Source organism: Marinomonas sp. (assembly GCF_965225885.1).
GTDB lineage: Bacteria > Pseudomonadota > Gammaproteobacteria > Pseudomonadales > Marinomonadaceae > Marinomonas.
In genome coordinates this window covers 4,446,284-4,470,765 of sequence record NZ_OZ245329.1, presented here as the reverse complement: position 1 = coordinate 4,470,765, position 24,482 = coordinate 4,446,284, and the positions used below count along the sequence as shown (strand labels likewise).

The 24,482-nt window shown below is 34.2% G+C and carries 27 protein-coding genes; 25 read left to right on the top strand and 2 right to left on the bottom strand.

The features are described from left to right. Positions 1-10 precede the first annotated feature (10 nt). On the bottom strand, positions 11-1,450 hold the full coding sequence (locus tag ACO05V_RS21380; RefSeq protein WP_421856392.1) for an MBL fold metallo-hydrolase RNA specificity domain-containing protein: 1,440 nt from the start codon (positions 1,448-1,450) through the stop codon (positions 11-13). Positions 1,451-1,696: 246 nt separating this feature from the next. Here ACO05V_RS21380 and ACO05V_RS21375 point away from each other — a divergent pair, with 246 nt between their 5' ends. Then, positions 1,697-2,815 carry a Wzz/FepE/Etk N-terminal domain-containing protein gene (locus ACO05V_RS21375; RefSeq protein ID WP_421856389.1) on the top strand — a complete coding sequence of 373 codons (1,119 nt, stop codon included), beginning with the start codon at positions 1,697-1,699 and terminating at the stop codon, positions 2,813-2,815. Positions 2,816-2,923: 108 nt separating this feature from the next. Here the strand turns inward: ACO05V_RS21375 and ACO05V_RS21370 are convergent, their stop codons facing one another. Continuing rightward, positions 2,924-3,901, bottom strand: coding sequence for an IS110 family transposase (locus ACO05V_RS21370; protein ID WP_421855097.1), 978 nt, complete (start codon positions 3,899-3,901; stop codon positions 2,924-2,926). Between the two features lie 176 nt (positions 3,902-4,077). On the opposite strand from ACO05V_RS21370, the gene ACO05V_RS21365 reads away from it, so the two are divergent. From ACO05V_RS21365 to ACO05V_RS21250, 24 genes are all read left to right on the top strand, one after another. Continuing rightward, positions 4,078-4,398, top strand: a complete 321-nt coding sequence (locus ACO05V_RS21365; RefSeq protein ID WP_421857054.1) for a nucleotidyltransferase substrate binding protein — start codon at positions 4,078-4,080, stop codon at positions 4,396-4,398. Further along, the gene (locus tag ACO05V_RS21360) at positions 4,395-4,712 is read left to right on the top strand and encodes a nucleotidyltransferase family protein (RefSeq protein WP_421857051.1); all 318 of its coding nucleotides are present in this window, start codon (positions 4,395-4,397) and stop codon (positions 4,710-4,712) included. The genes ACO05V_RS21365 and ACO05V_RS21360 overlap by 4 nt, the downstream gene beginning before the upstream one ends. A gap of 168 nt (positions 4,713-4,880) precedes the next feature. After that, the gene (mntA, locus tag ACO05V_RS21355) at positions 4,881-5,312 is read left to right on the top strand and encodes a type VII toxin-antitoxin system MntA family adenylyltransferase antitoxin (RefSeq protein WP_421856386.1); all 432 of its coding nucleotides are present in this window, start codon (positions 4,881-4,883) and stop codon (positions 5,310-5,312) included. Continuing rightward, positions 5,309-5,728: a type VII toxin-antitoxin system HepT family RNase toxin gene (hepT, locus tag ACO05V_RS21350; protein WP_421856383.1), complete on the top strand. Its 420-nt coding sequence runs from the start codon at positions 5,309-5,311 to the stop codon at positions 5,726-5,728. Before mntA ends, hepT begins: the two co-directional genes overlap by 4 nt. 31 nt (positions 5,729-5,759) lie before the next feature. Then, the gene (locus ACO05V_RS21345; protein ID WP_421856380.1) at positions 5,760-5,972 is read left to right on the top strand and encodes a hypothetical protein; all 213 of its coding nucleotides are present in this window, start codon (positions 5,760-5,762) and stop codon (positions 5,970-5,972) included. A gap of 258 nt (positions 5,973-6,230) precedes the next feature. Beyond that, entirely contained in the window at positions 6,231-6,557 is a 327-nt protein-coding gene (locus ACO05V_RS21340; RefSeq protein WP_421856377.1) for a MarR family EPS-associated transcriptional regulator, read from the top strand. Positions 6,558-6,804: 247 nt separating this feature from the next. Continuing rightward, complete coding sequence (locus ACO05V_RS21335; protein ID WP_421856375.1) at positions 6,805-7,473, top strand: GNAT family N-acetyltransferase; 669 nt, start codon at positions 6,805-6,807, stop codon at positions 7,471-7,473. Between the two features lie 2 nt (positions 7,474-7,475). Further along, a complete protein-coding gene (gene rffA / locus ACO05V_RS21330) occupies positions 7,476-8,606 on the top strand; it encodes a dTDP-4-amino-4,6-dideoxygalactose transaminase (RefSeq protein WP_421856372.1) in 1,131 nt (376 codons plus the stop codon). A gap of 177 nt (positions 8,607-8,783) precedes the next feature. After that, a complete protein-coding gene (locus tag ACO05V_RS21325; RefSeq protein ID WP_421856369.1) occupies positions 8,784-9,509 on the top strand; it encodes a hypothetical protein in 726 nt (241 codons plus the stop codon). Between the two features lie 10 nt (positions 9,510-9,519). Further along, positions 9,520-10,485, top strand: a complete 966-nt coding sequence (locus ACO05V_RS21320) for a hypothetical protein (RefSeq protein ID WP_421856366.1) — start codon at positions 9,520-9,522, stop codon at positions 10,483-10,485. Next, on the top strand, positions 10,479-11,603 hold the full coding sequence (locus tag ACO05V_RS21315; protein ID WP_421856363.1) for a 3-dehydroquinate synthase family protein: 1,125 nt from the start codon (positions 10,479-10,481) through the stop codon (positions 11,601-11,603). The genes ACO05V_RS21320 and ACO05V_RS21315 overlap by 7 nt, the downstream gene beginning before the upstream one ends. Before the next feature lie 5 nt (positions 11,604-11,608). Continuing rightward, positions 11,609-12,289, top strand: coding sequence for an SDR family oxidoreductase (locus tag ACO05V_RS21310; RefSeq protein WP_421856360.1), 681 nt, complete (start codon positions 11,609-11,611; stop codon positions 12,287-12,289). Between the two features lie 191 nt (positions 12,290-12,480). Further along, positions 12,481-13,602, top strand: a complete 1,122-nt coding sequence (gene wecB, locus ACO05V_RS21305; protein ID WP_421856357.1) for a non-hydrolyzing UDP-N-acetylglucosamine 2-epimerase — start codon at positions 12,481-12,483, stop codon at positions 13,600-13,602. A gap of 110 nt (positions 13,603-13,712) precedes the next feature. Next, the gene (locus tag ACO05V_RS21300) at positions 13,713-15,440 is read left to right on the top strand and encodes a hypothetical protein (RefSeq protein WP_421856354.1); all 1,728 of its coding nucleotides are present in this window, start codon (positions 13,713-13,715) and stop codon (positions 15,438-15,440) included. Further along, positions 15,440-16,243 (top strand): hypothetical protein, encoded by an 804-nt coding sequence (locus tag ACO05V_RS21295; protein WP_421856351.1) that lies wholly within the window; start codon positions 15,440-15,442, stop codon positions 16,241-16,243. The genes ACO05V_RS21300 and ACO05V_RS21295 overlap by 1 nt, the downstream gene beginning before the upstream one ends. Then, positions 16,237-17,124, top strand: coding sequence for a glycosyltransferase family 2 protein (locus ACO05V_RS21290; RefSeq protein WP_421856348.1), 888 nt, complete (start codon positions 16,237-16,239; stop codon positions 17,122-17,124). Before ACO05V_RS21295 ends, ACO05V_RS21290 begins: the two co-directional genes overlap by 7 nt. 93 nt (positions 17,125-17,217) lie before the next feature. Continuing rightward, positions 17,218-18,915 carry an ATP-binding cassette domain-containing protein gene (locus ACO05V_RS21285; protein ID WP_421856345.1) on the top strand — a complete coding sequence of 566 codons (1,698 nt, stop codon included), beginning with the start codon at positions 17,218-17,220 and terminating at the stop codon, positions 18,913-18,915. Then, positions 18,915-20,168, top strand: coding sequence for a hypothetical protein (locus ACO05V_RS21280; RefSeq protein ID WP_421856342.1), 1,254 nt, complete (start codon positions 18,915-18,917; stop codon positions 20,166-20,168). Before ACO05V_RS21285 ends, ACO05V_RS21280 begins: the two co-directional genes overlap by 1 nt. After that, positions 20,168-21,424: a hypothetical protein gene (locus ACO05V_RS21275; RefSeq protein WP_421856339.1), complete on the top strand. Its 1,257-nt coding sequence runs from the start codon at positions 20,168-20,170 to the stop codon at positions 21,422-21,424. The genes ACO05V_RS21280 and ACO05V_RS21275 overlap by 1 nt, the downstream gene beginning before the upstream one ends. After that, on the top strand, positions 21,387-22,019 hold the full coding sequence (locus tag ACO05V_RS21270) for a hypothetical protein (RefSeq protein ID WP_421856336.1): 633 nt from the start codon (positions 21,387-21,389) through the stop codon (positions 22,017-22,019). The genes ACO05V_RS21275 and ACO05V_RS21270 overlap by 38 nt, the downstream gene beginning before the upstream one ends. Beyond that, positions 22,012-22,644, top strand: a complete 633-nt coding sequence (locus ACO05V_RS21265; protein ID WP_421856333.1) for an HAD family hydrolase — start codon at positions 22,012-22,014, stop codon at positions 22,642-22,644. Before ACO05V_RS21270 ends, ACO05V_RS21265 begins: the two co-directional genes overlap by 8 nt. Beyond that, positions 22,644-23,372, top strand: coding sequence for a glycosyltransferase family 2 protein (locus tag ACO05V_RS21260; protein WP_421856330.1), 729 nt, complete (start codon positions 22,644-22,646; stop codon positions 23,370-23,372). The genes ACO05V_RS21265 and ACO05V_RS21260 overlap by 1 nt, the downstream gene beginning before the upstream one ends. Positions 23,373-23,406: 34 nt before the next feature. Next, positions 23,407-23,742 carry a hypothetical protein gene (locus tag ACO05V_RS21255; protein WP_421856327.1) on the top strand — a complete coding sequence of 112 codons (336 nt, stop codon included), beginning with the start codon at positions 23,407-23,409 and terminating at the stop codon, positions 23,740-23,742. Continuing rightward, the gene (locus tag ACO05V_RS21250; RefSeq protein WP_421856324.1) at positions 23,735-24,475 is read left to right on the top strand and encodes a glycosyltransferase family 2 protein; all 741 of its coding nucleotides are present in this window, start codon (positions 23,735-23,737) and stop codon (positions 24,473-24,475) included. The genes ACO05V_RS21255 and ACO05V_RS21250 overlap by 8 nt, the downstream gene beginning before the upstream one ends. Positions 24,476-24,482 lie beyond the last annotated feature (7 nt).

Genomic DNA, 24,482 nt, shown 5'->3' with positions numbered 1-24,482 from the left:
TAAAGGTTTATCATGGAATAAATACATCACACTCTGGATGTTCTATTTCAATCAGCTCCTTTAATGTCTGCTTGGCGCGGTCGTCCCCGTGCACCAAATGCACTTTTCTTGGTTTCACTCGCATCCGTTTAATAAAATTCAATAAATTCCGTTGCCCTGCGTGGGCGGAATAACCGCTGATCTGCTGCACCTTGGCATGAATGGCATAACGTTCGCCATCGAACACCACATAGCCATTTGGCTTGTCGTGGTAGTACAAAATATCACGTCCTGGCGTACCTGCCGCCTGATAGCCCACAAACAACACATCATTACGTTCATCACCCAATAAGGCTTTTAAATAATTCACAATACGACCTCCAGCACACATGCCAGAGGCGGCGATGACAATAGCGGGGCGGGTTTGGCGCTGTAAGTAGGCAACGGTTTGCAGATGAGTGTCGTGATCGTCTATCGTCGTCACTTGTTCAAAACTCAACGGATGCCGCCCCGCGTTCACACGGCGTTTCGCTTCGGCATCCCAATAGCCAGACAAAGAACGATATACTTTAGTAAAACGGCTCGCCAATGGTGAGTCGATAATAATATCGATATCCTCCCAGTTTAGCGAAACACCGGAGCGAGTCTGGCTCACCGCCTTTTGTTTATTTTGATGAATAATATGCTCTAACTCATAGAGCAATTCTTGGGTGCGGCCAATACTAAAGGCTGGGATCAGCACAGTGCCCGAATCTCTCAAGGCGTGTTCTAAACTTTGCTGCAGGCGCTGGCGTCTCGTGGCGCGATTTTCATGGTTTCTATCGCCATAGGTGCTTTCTAAAACAAGTTGATCTACACGGTAAGGCGATTGCGGTGCAGGTAATAACGGCGAGTGGGGCGCACCTAAATCCCCTGAGAACAACACATCATGGTAGCGTTTTTCTTGGGATCTAATTTCTGCATTAGAAACTCTGAAAATAACATAAGCAGAGCCCAAAATATGCCCAGCACGACACATCTGCACTTGTACTTTGGTGGTATTGTCGGAAGTTAAAGGAACGTCAGTCCAAGTTTTATAATCCAGCGGAACTAACTGCGATGCCAAGCGCTCCAAACACGCCTTAATTATGCTGGCATTGCGCGTCACACCCACCTTAAGCGCATCTTCAATCACCAAAGGCAATAACTCAGCACTCGGTTTAGAGCAATAAATCGGCCCAGTAAACCCAGCTGCCAGCAAATAAGGCAAACGCCCAACATGGTCAATATGAACATGAGTAATAACCAAAGCCTGAACAGCAGAAAGATCAAAGTCTATTTCTAAACTATTAGAATCTGCCCCAGACCCGGAAGTCTCCGCTCCCTGAAACAAACCGCAATCGACGAGAATAGAATGCTTTGAATCGACAAATAACTCGTGACAAGAGCCAGTCACACCCTGCACTGCTCCGTGGTGCTTAATATCCAACATACAAATCCTTATGTAATAGACAAAGAAATTACCTTAACCCACAGCCCTAGCCAACATCAACCAAGGACAGAATTATCAATCACATTGCCCAATATCAAACCAATCTGTGGGCCGGATAGATCGAGGAATGAAGGTGGAGACCGACTATTGCCATTAATCAATAAATAAAGTAGGGAATATTTTGCGAATAGCCTCGCTTCGGGTAAACTATTGAACGATAAAAAAACCGCTACAGTAGAGGAAGCAATGTCTACATCCGAACTATCAAATCAAGGCAATCCCACTAACCGACTCAATGACGATGAAATTGATTTAAAAGAGTTATTCATCGCCCTTTGGAAAGGAAAATGGGTCATTATAGCAACAACAATAATCTGTGCTGCCGTTGCCGTTGCCTACGCATTAACAGCTAAGCAAGTGTGGACAACCAAAGCAGTAATAACCTATCCGCAAGTTAAAGATTTTGCCGATTATCAGCAAATGGTCAGTGGCTTTCAGCCAGTGTTTGATGTGTATCAAGAGTCAGGTTCTATACTGGTTAGCAACAAATTAGATAATTTATATGCGCCCCAAACCTTATTCAATATTTATGTCCAGCAGTTTGAATTACAGGCCAATAAAATAGCTTACATGGCCAGCAACGCCGAATTTCAGCGAGAGCTATCCCTGCTACAAACCGGCACAGAAGGCGGCGCAGAAGAAGAAATTAGGGATCGGAAATCGAGCCTTTACTCTGCTTGGTATTCGAAGTTGACTGCCGTGGTGGAAAAAACGTCTGGTCGATATACCCTAAAAGCCCAGTTAAGCAATGCAAACGACAGCTATGCGTTTTTGACAGGCTACGTTGATTTCGTGGCAGAAAAAGCCCGTTCCATTGCCATAGACAATTTTTCGTCTATTGTATCCTGTAAGCGCAGTGAAATCGTTCAGCAAAAAGCCCTGTTTACTGACCAAGCCAAAGGGAGTTTATTTAACGAGCGTGTCCAAGCCCAATACGCACTAGAAATCGCCACCGCCGCAGGGATCGACAAACCACAGCAAAATTTAAACAATGAAGATTTATTTGTCATAAATATTGGTGCTAATGCGTTAGCCGCAAAAGTCAAAGTCTTGGATAATTTAACAGAGCTCAGTATTATTGAACCTAAACTTCATCAGTTAAACGCAAAGTTTGATTTGTTGAAAAATTTAACAATCAGCCCTGATGTTGAGTTTAAAACCTTTCAGTTTATAGAGTCCCCAGAAAAACCTATCAGTCGTACATCACCTAAGCGCTCCCATATCGCTATATTAGGCGTCTTGCTAGGTGGCATGCTCGGCACCGTCATCGTCCTCATCCGCTACGCCTTCGCCAAAAAAGACTAATCGACCCCTTCCACCTTGTGTTTAAAAGTGGAAGAGATAGTTCTGCTCCTCCCCCTTGTGTTTTTAAGGGGGAGATACCATCTTTCCAATCAAGCCTTTTTTAGTCATTTAGGCTATTTGAGGCTTGTATTCGCTTTGATGCTTTACAACACCAAAACAAATTTGTACAAGCTTTCTCATGGCTGCTCCGAGTGCTTGCATGTGAGTCTTACCACGGTTTTTTAGGCGTTCATAAAGTGCTTTCACATCAGGGTTATGTTGTTTTGCGACAACGGCGGCCATATAAATTTTGGCTCTAACATTAGGCGGTCCAACCTTTGATAACATTGATCGGCCTTTTAATGTTCCTGACTCTCTAATTCTTGGAATTAGCCCTAAGTAGGCCGATACGCTTCCTGCTTTTTCAAACGGATGTGAGGACAGAACCGACAACATAAGCCTTGATACAACAGAGCCAACACCAGGAATACTTTCGAGAAGGTGTCTTTTCTTTTTCAGTGTTGGGTGATTGTCAATATGCGTATCTAACTCTTCAATCAGCCTCTCTTTCTCTTTTACTAACACAGACACAATGTTGTCTATCGATTTAATAACAACAGAAGAGCCGTCTGCTATTTCAGCTTGTTCTTTCCGATTCAATTCGCGCTGTATGTCTTTCTCTATCGACTCTATACGTTTGATCAGAGCTTTCAGCTTACGTACCTCTGGTGCTTCTGGTGTCCAGCGTTTTGGATCCATTTGATAACCGAACTTAGCTAAAAGAAGGCTATCGGCTTTATCCGTTTTGTGAGTCACGCCAAGCGCCTTGGCAAACTCTTTAGGCCTTGCTGGGTTAACAACACAAACTTGAAAACCTAGATGAAACAAATGGGTAGCAATGCCTTCATGATAAATCCCTGTCGCTTCAAAAGTGACATGAATTTGTTCAGGTTGTGCTGATGTTACTTTAATGAGCCATTGAGCAATATTTTCAAAGTCTTCCTGATTGTTTTTAAAGACTTTTGTTTTGACTTTTTCTGATAGGACGTCTCTTAGCCAAAGACAATCCAGCTTATTTTTTCCAACATCAATACCTATATAAATCATTTATCCTTATTCCCCTTGTACATGCAGCATCACTGTAGAAACAGGCGCTTGGATACCATCCAATGTTGAAGGATTAGTCTGGCAGAATAATCTCCCCCACAGCATCGAAGCGCTTAGGCTAGGAACATACTTACCAGACTAAAGTGAATTACTAGCTAAGCAATTCACTTAGAAAGATACAAGGCTGGGAGGGGGTTGCAAGACCAGAACCCCATCCTAACCTTCCCCTTGGAAGAGAAAAGGGGAAGGGACTAGAGAAAGACTATCAAGAAGAAGGCTTTTCGATAACCAGCCCACGTGACGCAATAAAAACCGCGTTTCAATATCAGCTGATTGGAAACGGCAAAGAATGGCTAGAAGCCCTGAGCGACAGAAATTTAACAGAGCACACTTATCAAGAGGAAACCGCTCAACTCGTCGAGCTAAAAATAAAGTCGACTTATTACCCGATCTTAAAGGATTTTCATCGAAACTTTACTCAGAGACTAACCAAATGATGGAAGCCGACTTTGGGTTAACCTCAACAGAGCTTGAAGAGCTAAATAGCATCATTCAAAGCTTTCATGAGATAGAATCTGTAATGATTTTTGGGTCAAGAGCCAAAGGTACCTACAAGCCAGGTTCTGACGTAGACATCGTTATCTCTGGAAATAAACTAGACCACTCAGTGGTTACACGGTTATCTAACCAGCTCAATGAAGAAACCACCTTCCCCTATTTCTTCGATATCTTAGATTTAAACACCATAAAATCCGAAGAAATGCTGGCACACATAGCACAACATGGACGAAAAATTGAGCTCAACAAATGAGTCAATGCATAAACCAACCTGCAACACTCCCCAACACTGGATAACGGTCATGCCTCTAGGCTGACAAAAAAACAAACTGAGCAAAGACGTGCAAAAAGTGTAAAATCGGGTGTAATGAGAGGTAATGGAATCATCAAAACGTCAAACAAACCTTTGCAGTGAGACTCTATGATTGAGCAAGACTTTATCCGTTGTAAGATGCAGTTGCTGAAATTGGCCGAAGCGGATCCGCAGATTAATGCCTTGTGGCTATATGGATCGCACGCCAAGGGGTTGGCTCATGAGTACAGTGATTTGGATTTGGCGGTACAATTTACCAGCCACGAGACGAATATTTTCACTAGGCGTATGCGCCCAGAGATGCTTCTGATCGATTGGCAACAAAGTTTACAGCTAGGCGATGGTCAGTTGTCTGTGATTGATCTAATGCAGGCACCTATCCTGCTCGGTATCGAAGTCATACAGGCCAACACGCTTTGGTATTGTCGCGAGCGAGGCCTGATGCTGCAAGGCGTGGGTAAAATAATGTCACGATATGAAATTGACTATCTACAACAAGCAAAAAAATCACAGCAACAGGATACATGGACGATAATATGAAACATGACGGCTATTTAATGGCAATGCGTGCCCATGTATGGCAATGCCAAAGTGATCTAGAAGAGCTACGTAACCATTTTTTACAAGCGCCACTTGATAAATATCAGCGTTTGGCTTTGCAGCGCTTAATGCAAGTGAGCATTGAATCAGCTATTGGTATTGCCAAGCATTGGGCGCAGCAGGTGAGTCAACGTCCAATATTAGAGGCTTATCAAGCCTTTGATATTTTAAATAATGCTGGCTTACTGAAAGGTAATGCGCCTTGGCGTCAAATAATCGGCATGCGTAATGTGTTAGTACACGATTATTTGAATTTTGATGAACAGCTACTTGATAGCATCATCCGTGAGCGATTATATGTAGTTATTTTTGATTTTTGTTCTCAAGGATTGACAGCTCTAGATCAAACCCCGTAGGCCGGATGAGACTAGGCACGAGGCGCTTTACTTGAAAATGAAAGTGACGGTAGAAGAGGAACGTGACGTAAACGAAACCACCAACGGCACATTACACTTCGTTCATGATACCCTACAAAACACAATACAAACCAACTCCACACAACATCCCTCATCCGGCCAACGAAAACAAACCATCATCGCCCATTTCACCCGCATCAATCAAAAATGTCTAAAAAACGTCCACCTTACAAACATTTTTTGAACACATTGTTTACATAATGTCTTGGCCTGAATTATCATTGTTCACCAATTGAACACCGTTGCGCAGTCCCCTCCCTTACCTCTTCAAGGGAAGATTGTCCCCTCCCCTTGTGTCTTTTAAGGGGAGGGTTAGGGAGGGGTAAATAGCGCTTTTAAACACCAAACGAGGCAAACGAATGGAAAGCTTTCTCACACGTCAAAACACCACTCCTTTCCGTGCCTATACACTCTCTTTACATTGCACCATCAGGGCGTCTACATGCTAACGGATGAATATCTATACAAAATTTTAAAAGAATTGCAGCAAGACCCAGATCTCAGTCAGCGAGAGCTAGCCAAGCGACTGGGTATAAGCCTAGGCAAAGCCAACTTTTGCCTAAAAGCCCTAATCGAAAAAGGCTTAGTAAAAGCCGATAACTTTAAGAACAACGCTAATAAAGTGAGTTATTTATATTTGCTAACGCCAAAAGGATTGGAAGAAAAAATTACTTTAACACATCGTTTTTTGCAAAGGAAGCTATCTGAATATGCAGAACTTGAAAAAGAGATTGCGATATTAAAAAAAGATATAAAAGAGTCTAAGTAGCACACAATGAGGGTGTTTTATTGACTATGGGGAAGTATTAATTCTATTGATGATTTTTTATCTACAATAGATTGGTTGTGAAAAAATGAAATGTTTTGGTCTCAAAAGAGATTAAAGCTGTTTGTAATGTAGGTGCTTAAATAACATCGTTTATTCTTTGATATATCCGGCTATTATTTCTTAGGTATAGACAGCTATTTAAATTGTGTTCTTTTGTATAAATGGTTTTTCGGTATTAGAGTAATGAATGAGTAATTTTATATTTAAAACATGGGAAAGTGATTTTTTTAACCGTTCTATATTTGATTTTGATCTTAATTTTAAATTTGATATTAACGTTGGTGAGGAAGATTTCTGGCCTAAAAATTCATTGATTACAGCTAAAGTAAAATCGTTTGATTATTTTAGTCTGAATCTTGTTAATAGCTTGAAATTTGATTTTTGTGAAGGGGAAGTAGTATTTGAAAAGGACATTTTTAATGTTATTCCTTTGTATCAAGATGAGGATTTTTCAAAGTATTTGGCAAAAGGAGACTCAATTGAAGAATTGAAGACTATTGTTAATGGATTGTATTTGAATAGTAGATTTAGAGACCCTTGGTTTACTTTATTCGAAAGAGAAAGTTTTTATAAACTATGGATTGAGAATGCCGTGTTATCTAAATTTGATGATTGCTGTTTGATTCTAAAAGATGGGAGTTCTATTGCTGGTTTTGTTACTCTTCGTATAAGAAATAATAAAGGTATTATTGGATTGATTGGAGTTAAAAGTGCTTATCAAGGGCAAGGTATTGGAAAAAAATTGTTGCAGCTTGTAGATAAATATTGTGCTAGTAATGCTGATGCTGTAAAATTATACCATAAAAATGGTTATAATCTGTCTAATATTTCATATTGGTTTTATAAGAAGGTTTGATTATGATTTTCTTTAATATTCCCGCAAAAACGGGAAAAGAGTCTGTTTATATTGAGCAAGCTATAAGCTCTAATCGTCTTTCTGGAGATGGTTTTTTTTCAAAAAAATGTGAAGCATGGTTTGAAAATAAGTTCAATATAGTTAAAGGATTGATGACTCCTTCTTGCACTGCAGCATTAGAGCTGGCAGCAATATTGACTGATATAAAGCAGGGAGATGAAGTTATTGTTCCTTCTTATACATTCGTCTCTTCCGCGAACCCATTTGTATTGCGTGGCGCTAAGATTGTTTTTGTAGACATTCGTCCAGATACGATGAATATTGATGAAAATAAGATTGAGGAAGCTATTACACCTAGGACAAGAGTAATTGTGCCTGTTCACTATGCTGGTGTAGCATGTGAAATGGATAAAATTATGGAGTTAGCTAAAAAATATAAATTATGGGTAATTGAAGATGCTGCTCAAGGTGTAATGTCCACTTATAAAGGTAAGGCATTAGGGACAATCGGACATTTTGGGGCTTATAGCTTTCATGAAACTAAAAATTATACTAGTGGCGGTGAAGGAGGGTTGTTGGCTATTAATGCCCCAGATTTTAAAATACGAGCTGAAATAATCCGTGAAAAAGGGACAAATCGTAGCCAATTTTTTAGAGGTATGGTTGATAAATATAGTTGGGTTGATATTGGAAGTAGCTATTTGCCAAGTGAAGTGCAGGCTGCTTATCTTTGGGCTCAACTAGAATGTGTAGATGAAATAAATGAAGATAGATTAAATAATTGGAAGATATATTATGAAGGGTTGAAAAACTTAGAAGATAAAGGGCTGTTAGATATTCCTGTTGTTCCTGACTGTTGTGAACACAATGGTCATATGTTCTATATTAAAGTTAAAAATATAGATGAGCGAAGTAATTTAATAGAGTATCTTAAGAAACAAAATATTATGGCAGTATTTCACTATGTTCCTCTTCATTCTTCAACGGCAGGAAAGAAATTTGGTGGTTTTTGCGGAATAGATCAGTATACGACGAGAGAGAGTGAAAGATTAATTAGGTTGCCGATGTATTATGGCTTGAAAAAAACCGAAATTGAAAAAATAACTAATACTATTATAAGTTTCTATTCTTGATTTTTCTGATTTTTATTTTTTAAAAAGAATTAAAGTCTTTTATTTTGCATGGTGGTAGAAATTTAATAAGAAAGATATGTATGAGGGTGACGCATTTATGTTTTATCTGTAGTTGTTAGTTGTTATATTTTATAAAATTAGTGTTTATATTCAGAAAATAAAGATTAGGAAATTATTATGATGAATCTGATATTAACTATGGCAGGAAAGTATGAGCGTTTTCGGTTATTTGGAAATAAAGTTCCAAAATATCTAATGCCTTTAGGGTCGCGCACTGTACTTTGGCATGTAATAGATAAGCTTATTGATTCAAATAAAGAGTTAAATGTCTTTTTAATAGCCAATGAAAGAGATATCGAATTTGAACCTATTGTAAAGTCAATTATGCAAGAATTGGGGATTTCAGCTGATAATATAAAGTATATAAAGGATACACATTCACAATTGGAAACTGCGATTATGGCATCAAATTTTGTAAATGAGAACTGTGATGATGGAATTGTATTTACAAATATTGACACTATCTTAAGTAATAGAAGTGATTACTTTTGGAAGCTGGCTAAACTGTCAAAGTTTGATGGGATAATTGATACATTTGAAGGGGATTCTCATGAGTATTCCTACGCCCAAATCGAAGATGAAAAAGTGATTAAAATTGTTGATAAACTACCGATAAGTAATAATGCTTGTAGCGGTTTGTATGGTTTTGGATCAGCTTCTACTTTTTTTATAAAAGCAAAAAAACTATTTTCAAAAAACAAAGAGTCTGGTTTTACTGAATTACTTAATAAATATATTGAAGGCCCCGAGGTTGTTTATTACCATAAAAATGATTATAGAAACGATACGGTTGTTCTAGGTACACCTGAAGAATATATAACGAACCTACATAAAATTAAATGAGCGCACTGATATGATAATAAAAGAATTAAAAGGTGGTTCATTTTCTAAAACATTAGTCATTGAAAATGATGGTATGAAAATTGTTAGAAAGTTCATATCAAGGCATGTTGAACGTGAATATGGACTAGTTAGATGGCAATCGCAAATTAGAAAGCTTCAAATTATGAGTCAATCTATAGGGGTTGACTATGTACCAAAAGTGATTTCGCTAGGTTATGATGAAGATAGTTATTATTACGATATTGAATATTTTGAAAATTCGAAGACCGTGTTGGATTTCTTATTAACTCCGTATGAAAACATCAATATTGAAACCGTTTTTGATAATTTAATTAAAGTAATAGATAACTATAAAATCATTAATTTTGGTCCCGTTAAGGGAGCTTTTTCTTTATATATACAAGAAGAAATTGTAAACATTTTATCTAAAATACTTACATACTCAAATTTTGACTCTTTGACTAACGTTGAATTGAGGGAAATAAAAGATATATGTAGTAATGTATTAGATCTTATAAAGCGTAAATCAAATTATTTGGCTGGCATAAAACTGAATGAAACACTGACTCATGGAAATTTGACTCTTGAGAATGTATTAATCGACAGTATGGGGAATATTAAGCTCATTGATTTATACGCAGAAACCTATTGCGAATCATGGTTGGGTGATATTTCTCAGATAATGCAATCGTGTATTGGTGACTATGAACAGATTAATGATTTGAATGAGGATGATTTTAATTCTCTCTTTACAAAAAAAACTGTTCCGACGAGTAAATTCTATGAAGAGTTTAAAGGTCATTTAAATAGGTTTGCATTAAAATTGTCACATGAAGATAGATTTGCATTAGAAGTGTTTTATGCATCCCAATTTATAAGAATGTTTCCATTTAAAATAGAAAAAACGCCAAGAAAGGCATTTTATTTTGTTGTGCAGGGTATGAAAACTTTAAATAAGGTTTTGACTAAATGTTAGAAATAATAAATAATCAATATAAAGAGTTAAGTGCATTTAAAATGACAGCAGTTATTTCTAATGAGATTAATATTGAATGGGGGGACTTGTTTAGTCGATTGATATCTAAATCGACTAAAACAATAGTATTTATTGACCCTGTCGTACATTCTTTACACATGGATAGATTTAATCAAATAGTAGAGATTAATGATCTTGTTCAAGTGATTCCAACTAAAATTAATGAATCGACGAAGAGCTTAGAGTCGCTTGTTAGTGTTTTAGAGCGATTTGAAAATCTCAGTGTGGGGAGGCGGGACGACTTTATTTATGCCGTTGGTGGCGGTGCACTATTAGATTTGGTTAGTTTAGCTGCAAATTTATATAGACGCGGTGTATCTGTTATTAAAGTCCCAACGACACTTCTTGCGTGTGTTGATGCAAGTATAGGTATAAAAACAGGGATTAATTTTATGAATAGGAGGAATAGACTTGGCTCATATTATCTCAACTATTCTGTTTTACTTGAAACTCAGTTATTAACATCTCTTGGTAAAAGTTTAATTAGAGAAGGGCTAGGTGAAATATTCAAAATAGCGGTGATTAAGTCTGTTGAATTATTTAATTTACTAGAATCGAATAAAATCAACTTGCTAAACAGTGAGTTCTATAATTCTCCAAATGGACAGAAAATAATTGCTTTGTCAATAAAACTCATGCTTGAAGAACTCCATGATAATCCTACTGAAACAATTCTTAAAAGATGCGTCGATTTTGGGCACTCTTTTTCCCCATTAGTTGAAATGTATTCTATAGAAAAAGATGGTGTTGAAGCAATTCCTCATGGAATTGCAGTTGGTAATGACTGTGTTATCACCTCAATAATTTCTAATAACCGAGGTTCTTTATCGACGAGAGATTTAGAGAGAATAGTTGAGTTAGCCGAGTATATTGATTTTAGGAAAAACCATTATCTTCATCAGTCAGCTGAGGTAATGTGGAGTTCGTTTGCTGATATGACGAAGCATAGAGGTGGTAAGCAAAATTTGCCAATACCAACTTCGATAGGAACATATGATTTCATTCAAGATCTTAAATATTCAGAGCTTGAACTTGCTATATCTCAAAATATAAAGTAACTATGATGACTAAATATTTAATAACTGGTACTAGTTCGGGCTTGGGTGAGGGAATTGCTCTTAAATTAATTAAAGAAAAAAAAAATGTTATAGGTATATCAACTTCAAACGTAATAAATAATGAACTTTTAGAAAGCGCATTTTATCATCATTTAACGCTCGACTTGAGTGATTTGAAAAAATTAGCAAGTTTAGATATATCTTCTATTTTTTCTGACTCAGATAAAGTCTGTCTTATAATAAATGCAGGGCAGTTCTCATTTGATGATTCTATATCAATAAAATTCGATATAGCTGAACGGATGTTTAATGTTAATTATCATTCTGCTGTAATGCTAATTAAATTAGCAAAAATGCATTTAGAAAGGGTCATTTTCATTAATTCTATATCAGGAATAAATTCTCAGTTTAATCAATCTCAATATTCAGCTTCTAAGCACGCATTGCAAGCCTATTCAGAAGTGTTAGCAAAGGAATCAGTAGCATTAGATTTTGATGTTATGAGTTTGAATCCCGGTGGCATGCGTACTCCTTTATGGGGGAAAGTATTAATTGATGTTGATCAAACTTCTTTTCTTGAAGTTGATACAGTAGCAGAAACTGTTTTGTTTTTGTGTGCTTTACCCCCTAATACATACATTAAAAATTTAATACTACTACCTAGTTCAGACGTTTGTAATAATTAGTATCTAATTTGATAAATGTAATTTAGTTATTGAAAATAATACAATCTGATACTAATAGTTATTAGTTAGTATGATGGAATTGTATTTTAATTATAAGCGCATAAGTGATGAAATAAATCACAATATGCATTTAATTGAATTTGCTCTAATTAGTATGAAATTACAATAAAGTAGATGTAGGGTGAAAGTAAATGAAAAAAGTATTATCAGTCTTTGGTACAAGACCGGAAGCAATAAAAATGGCTCCATTGGTTCATGCTTTAAGAAAAGATGATCGATTTGAATCTAAAATATGTGTTACAGCACAGCATAGAGAAATGCTTGATCAAGTTTTAGAATTGTTCGATATCAAACCTGACTATGACTTAAATATAATGAAATCGGAACAAACTCTTAATGAGGTGACTACGCGCATATTGTTAGAATTAAAAACAGTATTAGAAGAGTTCAAGCCTGATATTGTTCTTGTTCATGGAGATACTGCTACAACGTTTGCTGCTTCACTGGCTTCCTATTATCAGAAAATTTCTGTTGGTCACATAGAGGCCGGATTGAGAACCGGAAATATTTATTCTCCATGGCCAGAAGAAGGTAATAGGCGTTTAACAGGAGTTTTAACAAAATATCATTTCGCACCTACAGAGACGTCTAAAATAAATTTACTAAAAGAAAACATTTTAGAAGAAAATATCTTTGTAACAGGTAATACTGTAATTGATGCATTGTTAATGGTTAAGGATAAAATAGACACTGATGTTGTGTTAAGTACTAACCTTAGAAAAATGTTTCCTTTTTTGGATGACTCTAAAAAAATGATACTTGTAACTGGTCACCGACGTGAAAGTTTCGGTGATGGCTTCGAGCGAATTTGTGAATCTTTGGCTATTGTTGCAAAAGAACATTCTGATATTCAAATATTATATCCAATGCATCTGAATCCTAATGTTCGTGAGCCTGTTAATCGAATTTTGGGAAATATAGATAATGTTTATTTAATTGAACCCCAACAATATCTACCTTTTATATATTTAATGACCCGGTCTTATATTATACTTACCGATTCTGGTGGTATTCAAGAAGAAGCTCCTTCTTTAGGCAAACCTGTACTTGTTATGCGTGAAACAACTGAGCGCCCTGAAGCTGTAGAAGCAGGAACTGTTAAGCTGGTCGGCACTGATGTTAATATGATTGTAAGTAGTTTAAATATTTTGCTTAAAAATGAAGATACATACAAAGAAATGAGTTTTGCTCATAACCCATACGGTAGCGGTGAAGCTTGTCAAAAAATCATAGATAAGTTATACCGGGGATGAAGTCCTAATGATTTTAAGTTCAGTGGGGGAAGGTGTTAATCTATATTTAATGTCGTGAGACTTATGATTAATTAAACATATTTATTAGCTTAAAAGTAACTTATAGTATTATGAATAGATTAATATTGACAATATCGGGACAAATAGTAAGAGAGAATTCGGCTAATCTAATTAATTTTTGGAAAGGTTTTATAAATATTCAAAATTCGATTGGCGGTATTGATGAATTGAAAGTGATTGCGCATAGCTGGAATCCTGAATATGACGAATTGGTTAGGAGCGTATATAATGTCGAATTTCTCGAATCTGAAAGGCAAGGTTCGTTTGTTAAAGAATATATGCCATTGTTGAATCCTATAGATAAATTCGAAAAAGGGTTTAATAGGGAGAAAAGTACATGGTCGAAAATAAACCCTAATATGTTATTAGGGCAAGTAACATCCAAGACGAAATCGGTTGCGTTACTGGAAAAATTAGATATTTCGGATACTGATTTCGTTTTGAGTACCCGTTGGGATATAGGGTGTTCTGGTGGGAAAGAAGTCAATTCATTAATTTTTGACCCTTCATTAAGTAATGACTATTTATATTTAGCATATTTTCCTTATGTCGATGAGGGTTACGCTGATATGTGGTTTTGGGGAGCATATAAGCATATAAAAAAGTTTGAAAATTATAAAGATCATTTTCTGAATACTTTAGGGGGGAATAATTTATATCTTGATGACTTCACAAAAAAAGGTTGGATGCTTTCTCTCCCCCTCAAAAAAAATAGCACTAGATTTAGTCAATATAAAAAAAATATTTTATCTAAAATCTTATCCAAAACTCAATTTAATCTAATTAAAGAAAAAATTCCTTTTATTTCTAATAAGATAGAGGGTATGAATATGAGAATTAGAAATGTTCTGGAAGCTCCAGTAATCACTGCAGAAAATAGTTTATTAATTAATGAAAAAACAGAAGCAGTATATCCGATTGAGCAGTCTCTTAATATACATGCAATATTAAAATATTTTATTTTTGAAAATAATCTTAGAGAGGAAACTCGATTTTTAGATATAAACGATTTCGAAAATTTTTCAAATGGATATATGATAAATCCGATTGACTTTTGCTATATTATATATAGTCATTCCTCGTTCAATGACTGTTGGGAAATGGCTATTGGACAAGCGATAAAAAATTTACCTGAAAATTGTAAAAAAATATATCTAATCTCAGAAGATTCAGATGATACAGAGATGAACTTTTCTAAGCTAAAATATGAAAGTAATATTGAATTGTTAACATATGATTCGGAAAAAAAATATACAGATCGTTTAATAGATGCTTTCAGTAAGGTTTCCAAGGAGTTTGAAAGTGTTTATTTTGTTCATGAAGATATGCCTTTAATCTCAATGGTTGATAAAATTTATTTAAATACACTTCTACATTATCTAAATAATTCAAATGAATTTTATATAAAGCTTGTAGATACTAATTATGTAAATTCAAAATCTACTCATGATTCATTTCCTTATCTAGTAAAAAATTCAGGGGGATATAGTATTTCAGTTCAACCATCTCTGATTAAACTTGATTATATGATAAGCTTCTTAGAAAAATTCCATCAAGATATTTATGGATATGAGCAAGTATGTACTAGGTCTAATTTTATATTTAGTGCTGTTGCCGGTGGTCAAAAAATTGGAAAATACCTATTGTGCAATAAATATTTTCCTCATATAGCAACAGCTATTTCAAAAGGAAAGTGGTGTACAAATGAATGGAATGAAGAAATAAATCATTTGGCGAAAGAATATAGTATAGACTTGTCTTTAAGGGGAGAGTGCTGATGTCTGGAGCGATTATGCCAGATCCTATTGCCGATCTAGAAAAATTTATAGGTTTTCTGAAAAATAATATTCATTTTAGCTTCATAAGATTTAGTGATGGAGAAGTTGAAATACTTCGAAATAGATATTTGGAAATATCTAAGGAAAATACTGTTTTTAGAGGTCGAATATTTAAAAATAAATTTCCGGATTTTGACTCAAAAAAATTCGATCCTAAATCTGGCCAAAAAATAAGGAAGGATCTATTAGACTCTTCTCTTTTTCGCAGCGATAATTTTTTTAAGGGTGTACCAACTCGTCATAATAATGCAGTAAGAGATAGAGAGTTCTTATTGAGGTTGAATGGTGGTTTCACAGAAAGTGTTACTTTTTCGGATTTATTCTTGAACTCTAATTACTCTAAATATAGGAATGAAGTTGTTCCATTATTTTCAAATTACAAGGGAATTTATGTAATCGCCAACTATAGAGCTAAGCCTATAGGTCTACTATCAAATGCTCATCATATAGAAATCCCTGATAACTTTTTTTTAAAGTATGATGAAGTTGTTAGTAATGTATATGAAAAAATAGAAAATGTACCGGCTGGTAGTTTGATTTTATCCTCTGCCTCGTCGTTATCTAATATTTTGGGGCATATGCTGTATCTGAAAAATGCTAATGTTACATTTCTGGATATAGGAACTTCTATAAATGATCTATTATCATTGGATCATAATACAAGAGTTTACCATAGACAAAAAAAAACATTCTTCCATAAAATTATTCGTAGAAATCCTAAAGGGTTTGATATTAAATGGTGAAAAATCAAAGTTATAAAATTGCCGTAGTACTAAATGCTTTTAAACGAACTGAATATTTAGAGCTACAGCTTGATTCAATAGAAAATCAAACAATAAAACCAACAGATATTTATGTTTGGCAAAACTCTGGTGGTGTAATTCCTGAACACTTAAAGTCTAGATTCATTCTTGCGGAATGCTCCCATAATATGGGTGTCTGGGCAAGGTTTTCTTTTGCATTAAATATTGATGCTGATTATATATGTGTCTTTGATGATGATACAATTCCAGGTTCAAGATGGTTTGAAAACTGTATAAATACAATTAAAGAGTATGATGGGCTGCTTGGAACGAGAGGACTAAGATATATGAGTCCTAAAAGATACCATCCTTTTGAGCATTATGGTTGGGGGAACCCAAACGAAGAGACTATGCAGGTTGATATTGTAGGACATGCTTGGTTTTTTAGAAGGGAGCATTTGGCTATGTTTTGGAGTGAAATGCCCTCTCAAGATGCCAGCAAAATAGCGGGTGAAGATATTCATTTTTCTTATATGCTTCAAAAATTTGGTTTAGCTACATATGTACCTCCACATCCTCAAAATGATACGAGTTTATGGGGGAGTTTACCAGAGCATGGTAATAAAATAGGGACAGATAGTAATGCTATTTCTTCAAATCAAACAGCTCTTTCAAGATTTGATATCGCCTTACAGTATTATACAGATAGAGGTTTTAAGTTATATTTAAGTTTTAATGATAGGCTAAAAAAGGGCATTGTTGTTGGGGCGGGTGTTAGAGGTAATAATAAAATTCGGAATGTTATTAACAAAAATGAACGCATTAAAAAAATAGCCAAATTTATCTTAAAGAAGCTTGAAAGAATTGGTATTCATATTTAATGTATAGGATCAATATTATACATTGGTATTGAGATATTTTTGTTTTCTTACAGAAGTGGTTTGTATTATCAATTTTATTTATAGGTGTGGTAATTGTTAGATATATATAAGAGTTTCTTAAGGGAGATTCCAAGAGATTTAAAAAAGAGAGTCTTGTATTTAATTCCGTTATTAAGTTTTTCAGGTATTTTAGAGGTGGTCTCGTTAGCATTATTGATACCTTTAATCAGTCTGGTTCTTAATGCTTCCGATAATATTGAATTAATAAAATATTATGGCTTAGATTCTTATTCTAAAAATGAAAAATTACTGATCGTTTTTTGTGTATTTATAATGATAATTATTTTTAAAGGTTTTTTTGTCTTTTTTGTATCTAGATTTACATTTTCTACAGCCTTGAATGTCAAAGTTTTTTTGCAAAATAAATTGTTTTCTCAATATCTAAGAAAAGATTTTGTTTCTCATCTTGATTCAAACAGTGCAAATTATCTTAGAAATATTACAACGGAATGCCATCAAATAGAAGGGCGATTTATTATGCCTGGGCTTACATTGATGGCTGAAATATTGCCAGTCTTGTTTGTATTTTTCTTCTTACTTTATTTGAACCCATTAGGCGTAATTGTCTCTATTATCGTTTTTACCTTATCTGGACTAGTAATAACAAAAATCACATCTAAGTATTTGAAGAAATATGGTGAAGAACAAATAAAATCAGATGGAATGCAGGTAAAAGTAGCTAAAGAAGCTTTTAGTCTTTTAAAAGAGATAGCTTTATATAAAAAAGACAAAGAAATTTCTGATAGCTATAATACATTTACTTTAAAAAGTGCGAGATTAATATCGAATGCATTAGCATTAGGGCAAATTCCTAAATTTGTTTTGGAAGTTGTTGGCTTACTTACTATTGCTTTAATCGCATTTATTAGTTTTACCAAAGGTTCTACAGCAAATGAGGTCTTAATTCAACTGGCTGTGTTTATGGGGGCGATAGTGAAGCTTTTACCTTCTATGAATCGTATCGTCATGAATTTTCAATCGTTAGCACATGCAAAGCCTGCAATTGAAAATATAATTTTAGAGTTGAATAATGTAAGAAAAGAGATAGGGTGTGAGGACGTAAAATCAGTTTCGGCTTTTAAAAGTCTTGTATTTGAAAAATTATGCTTTAGATATCCAAATAGTAAAGACTTAATTCTTGAAAATGCCGATTTATATATTAATCGTGGTGATATTATAGGAATTAAAGGTGAGAGTGGTTCAGGGAAGTCAACACTGATTAATCTAGTGTTGGGATTATTTAATGCAACTGAAGGACGAATTCTCATAAACGGGACTGATATTAATATATGCAAGCGTTCATGGCAAGATAAAATAAGTTATGTTTCTCAAGATGTGATCTTGTTTGATGATACATTAAAAAATAATATAACTTTTTATCAGAACGAAATCTCTGTGGATGAAATTAATGTGATATTAAAGAAAATTAAGTTGAGCAGTTTTATTGGTCATCTTGATAAGACTTTAGGTGAAGGTGGGTCTTCTTTGTCTGGCGGTCAAAAGCAGAGAGTGGGTATAGCAAGAGCTCTTATAAGAAAGCCTGAATTTGTAATTTTTGATGAAGCAACGAGTGCCCTTGATAATGAAACTGAGTTGGAAATTAATAAATTAATTAAAGAGATCAGTCAAACTGTCACTGTTTTCGTGATCGCTCATAAAAGCACTGCGTTGGATGTTTGTGATAGAGTTTATACCATAAAAAATAAGAGTTTAATTCAATGGAAAAAGTAATGACAAAGAAAGATAGAATACTACTAATTAGTTACTTCTATGGCACAAAAGGCTGTTGTCCAGCAGAATGGGCTGATGATAAAGTCGACGCAATTTCAAAAATTGGTAATAAAATCATCTTACTTACAAACATATCTTCTAAAAAAAATGAATCTAAGGGTGTTATTCATTACAGAATTCCATCTTTATCAATACAGGATCTAAAACACGAATTAGCAGAGTTGAAGAATGAAAAAATGGATATTCCATATATACAACTTTTCTTATTTATGCCTTTTGCAATTACTCTAGGTTATCTCTTGGATCTTCTCCAGAAAATTATAACATCTGGAAACGGAGGTGGAAAATGGTCTTGGGCTTTCCCTGCTTCAGTGTGTGCTTTATATTTAGCGATTAGATATAATTGTCGAACAATATTTACGACGGGAGGTCCAGCTTCTGCTCATTTAGCTGGGGTTTTTGTTTCTTTACTGACTGGGAAAAAACTGATTTGTGAATTACAAGATCCATTGTCTGGAAAAGATATCGGGAGAACTGCTAATTCTTCAAAATTGCTAAGTTCAGTTGAAAAGATTATTATGAACGCTGCGAATAAAGTTGTTTTTGTAACTAAAAATGCTGCGGCTCATGCAAAAAATAAGTATAAAAATGTAAAAGCTGAAATAGTAGCGATTTATCCAGGTAGTAAGTTTTTTTTGAAAAGTGAAAATAATATACTTCCTAATAAACTGACCATGATTCATTTGGGCACATTATATTCTACCAGAAATTTTAATACATTGATTCAAGCCATTGATGAGTTGATCGAAGAAGGCTTAATTGATAAAAACCAAATAGAAATTTTAAATCTAGGTGAAATTCATGGAGATATTAAAGAGCATCACTTGTCAAGATCATATATCAAACAAGAGAGCATAAAGCCAAGAGAGGAAGCAATCCATATTGCCAGTACTTATATGGTCTCATTACTTATCCAGCATTCAGATAGTAGAAGTGAAGCTACAATCCCATATAAAACATACGACTATATCAATATAGGTAATCCAATCTTAGCATTAACAAATAGTGATGAGTTGTCAGATTTACTTAGGAAAAATAATCATGTTGTAGCAGATGTAAAGCAAGTCACTTTAATTAAAAAAACGTTGGTTGACTTGTTACAGAATTACAATGAGTTTAAAGCTAATATTAATCCTCTAGCAGTTGATATTATTTCTCAAACTATACTTATTTTAGATAGAGATATTACTTAATGTTAAGAATTCAACCAAGCGAATTTTTACTAAAAACAATTCTTCTATTGGCTACTGTTTTTACTCTACTATTCTATTTGGCCGATTTTTTTTGCGTGTACTATGAGATGGATTCGCAAGGTTTTATTTTCTTAGATGAAAGGAGAATATTCTTAGAGCAAAATCTTTTGATAATATTTGCTCTAGTTACTTGGTTGTTGATGACTATTAGCATATTCCTAAAGGTAGCCTATATTAAGCGTTTTAAAAATAAAGATTGGTTTCTTCTATTTGTTATTATTTATTTTATTCTTTATTATATTCTTAGTGGTGGGATACTTCGTGGTATGTTTTTTCTAGGTGTACTTTGTACATTTTTTCTTTATGGTTTCTTTCCCTATTTAATAAGAAGCTATAACTTAGATAAAACATTTAAAAGTGTAAAAAAAATAATGATATATATGTCTCTGTTTTTTCTGTTGACTCCATTAGTTGTTTTTTTGATTCATTATGCCGTGACTTTTGAAAAATACTTTCAGATAAGTTTTTTCCCGCAACTTTATATTGTAGATAGTTTTCGAGGGCTAACTCTTGATAGGGTTCAATATACTTTTTTTTCAGGTATAACACTTTTATTTATTCTTTTCGAAAAAAAGAAAGTCCTATGTTATAGATTAATGTTTTGTCTATTGCTTCTAGGACTATACCTAGCCCTAGCTAGAGCTGGTGTCTTAGCATTAATCGTAGCTGTAAGCTTTTATACAATAAAATCAAAGAAAATATCCTCGAAAACTATTTTTCGATGTGTGTTCTTTGATTCATTATTTGTATTGGCGGCGTTTTTTATACTGAGTATGTTTAATCACCGAATTGATTTGTTCTCTGACGGCGGCGATAGAATATTCTTACTTAGTAGTTCTATAGAGAAAATTTTTGATAACGGGATTGTTAGCTTTTTATTTGGACATGGAAATTTTTATATAGTGAGCTATGGACACCAACCTCATAACTCTATACTGCAAAGTATGATGAATTTCGGTGCTATAATTACCCTACTGTGGCTCTTAGTGTTATATAATTTTTATAATGCTCTTGGCCTCAAAGGTAAAACTCTGTTTATATATGTTTTCATATTTGGATTATTTCATGTGGGTTTCTCTGCATTTGTTTTCATGCCAGTAACCGTTTTTAGTTATTTTTGTATCTTAGTCTTTAATATCAACGATAAAAGGTGTGTGGATGATAGTTCTATCTCACAGAGGATATTGGCAAAATAATACAGAGAAAAACAATGCTTGTGCTTTTTTGCGTAGTTTTTCTCTGGGCTTTGGAACTGAAACAGATATACGAGATTATAAAGGAGAGCTTGTAGTTTCTCATGATATAGCTAATGAAGACTGTATAAGTGTGAGGGATTTTTTCGAAATCTATAATAAATTTGATAATACTCTGCCACTTGCTTTGAATATCAAGGCTGATGGATTACAGCTGAAACTCAAAGAACTTATTGAGCAATATAATATTACTAATTATTTTGTCTTCGATATGTCTGTCCCTGACGCTCTTCAATACTTAAAAATTAGAGTCAATTCATTCACAAGGGAAAGTGAATATGAAAAAGAACCATCCTTTTATAGCGATGCATGTGGTGTATGGCTTGATGAATTTGATAAACATTGGATTAATAAAAATACTATTGAAAAACATATCAAAAATAAAAAGAAAATATGCATAGTATCTCCTGATTTGCATAAGAGAAAATATAAAGAGGAATGGTTGCATTACAAAAATATAGAAAAAGAGTTATGCATAAATAATCTTATGATCTGTACCGATCATGTAGAAGAGGCAATGGAGTTTTTCAGTGAATAAAATAAAAGCAATTATCTTCGATATGGACGGAGTACTTATTGATGCTAAAGACTGGCATTATGAGGCTCTAAATAAAGCCTTGTTATTGTTTGGTCTAGAAATTAATAGATATGATCATCTTGTTACCTATGATGGGTTGCCAACAAAGAAAAAACTTGAATTGTTGTCGATGGAGCAGGGTCTCCCTAATAGACTGCATCAGTTTATAAACGATATGAAGCAGCAATATACTATTGAAATAGTCCAAGTTCGATGTAAGCCAACATTTATTCATGAATATGCACTTTCGAAACTGGCAAATGAAGGCTATAAAATGGCTGTTTGCTCAAACTCTATAAGGAATACTATAGAGATAATGATGGAAAAAGCCTCTTTAGATCAGTATTTTGATTTTTATATTTCAAATCAAGATGTTCAAAATGGTAAGCCAGATCCTGAGATGTATATAAAAGCGATAGAGAGGATGGGTTTGGATTCTAAAGAGTGCATGATTGTAGAAGATAATGAGAATGGCATCAAGGCTGCCAGAGCGAGTGGTGCAAATGTGATGATAGTTGACACCATAGAAGATGTTTATTATGAAAATATTAGAAAACATATATTATTATTTGAAAGGGGGGGTTAATGATAAATATACTTATTCCACTTGCTGGGAAAAATCAATTCTTTCCAGCAATCGAATTTCCTTTTCCTAAGCCGTTAATTGAATTTAATGGAAGAACTATGATTGAACATATTATAGATAACTTTTCTAGTATAGAAGGGGATAAAAGGTTTATTTTTATTGTAAATAGTCGGGACTGTGAAAAATATCATCTTGATAATGTGCTCAATATACTTACAGAAAATAAAAGTATAATTATTAGACTTAATAATGATACTAAAGGTGCTGCATGTAGCGCTATGATGGCTTCCGAGTTTATAGATAATAATATACCTCTGATTATTTCTAATGCTGATCAGTTATTTGATGTTAATCTTCAGGATATTATTAGTTCTTTTGAAAATTCCGACTGTGGCGTTATCACTTTTGAATCTATTCACCCTAGATGGTCTTATGTAAGACTCGATGAAAATAGGCATGTAGTGGAAACAGCTGAAAAAAGGCCAATAAGTAAAGCTGCTATAGCTGGATTTTATTATTTTAAGCAGGGTAGTGACTTTATTTCTGCAGCATCAAGGATGATAAAAAAAGACGCAAATGTTGATGGAGTATACTACATTGCTCCGTGTTTAAATGAAATGGTCTTAAATAATAAAACCATCAATATATTTTCAATCGAGAATGATGCATATCATACATTCTATACACCTCAAAAAATAAAGGAGTATGAAAATTTAATGTCGCATTAGACATTAAGTTTTTATTAATATTTCGGAATCAGATATGAAAGTAAGTAAATTGGAAAGCATGTTTAAGGGTTGGTTTGTTGGTAATTTTGAGCCAACGTTAATAAAAACTAATGATGTAGAGGTGGCCGTAAAAGAATACAAGAAAGGTGACTTTGAAGAAAGTCATTATCATAAGGTTGCCACAGAAATTACTGTGATAATGTCAGGGAGAGTGATGATGAATGGGATTGAATATACCAAAGGTGATATTGTTGTTATAGAGCCTAATGAGTCAACGGATTTCTTTGCGTTAGAAGATTCCATAAATACTGTTGTTAAATTTCCGGGTGCTAATAATGATAAATATATAGGGAAAATAAATAATGATTAATGTTGTTATACCAATGGCTGGTGCTGGAAGTAGATTTTCAGAAGCTGGATACGAAAAGCCAAAACCATTTATAGATGTGAATGGTAAGCCTATGATTCAGAGGGTTTTAGAAAACCTTAAATACCCTGAGGCAAGGTATATTTTAGTCGCAAGAAAAGATCATTTGGAAAAAGAAAAAGATCTGGTTGCTAAAATTGAAGAAGAATTTAATGCCTTTTTTATCCCTATTGAAAATATAACAGAAGGTACCGCTTGTACTGTATTGTGTGCAAGAAAATTTATTAATAATGATGATGCACTTCTCATTGCTAATTCTGATCAAATAGTAGATATGGATATTGCTATGTTTATTGATGATTGTATAGGTAGGGGGATTGATGGTTCGATACTTACTTTTGTTGATAAATATAAAGACCCCAAATGGTCATTCGCAAAAATTAATGAAGATGACTTTGTGACGGAGGTTAGAGAGAAAGTTGTAATATCAGAATACGCTACTGTAGGGGTATATTTATATTCAAAAGGAAGTGCATTTGTTGATGCTGCAATCGATATGATTGTGGAGAATGATAGAATAAATGGAGAGTTCTATACGTGTCCAACATATAATTATGCTATTAAAGAGAAAATGCTAATAGGTATCTATAACATCGAGCCAGAAAAAATGCATGGTATAGGTACCCCTAATGACTTGAATTTATATTTAGACTTTATTGATAGTTATAAATATTAAAGTAACA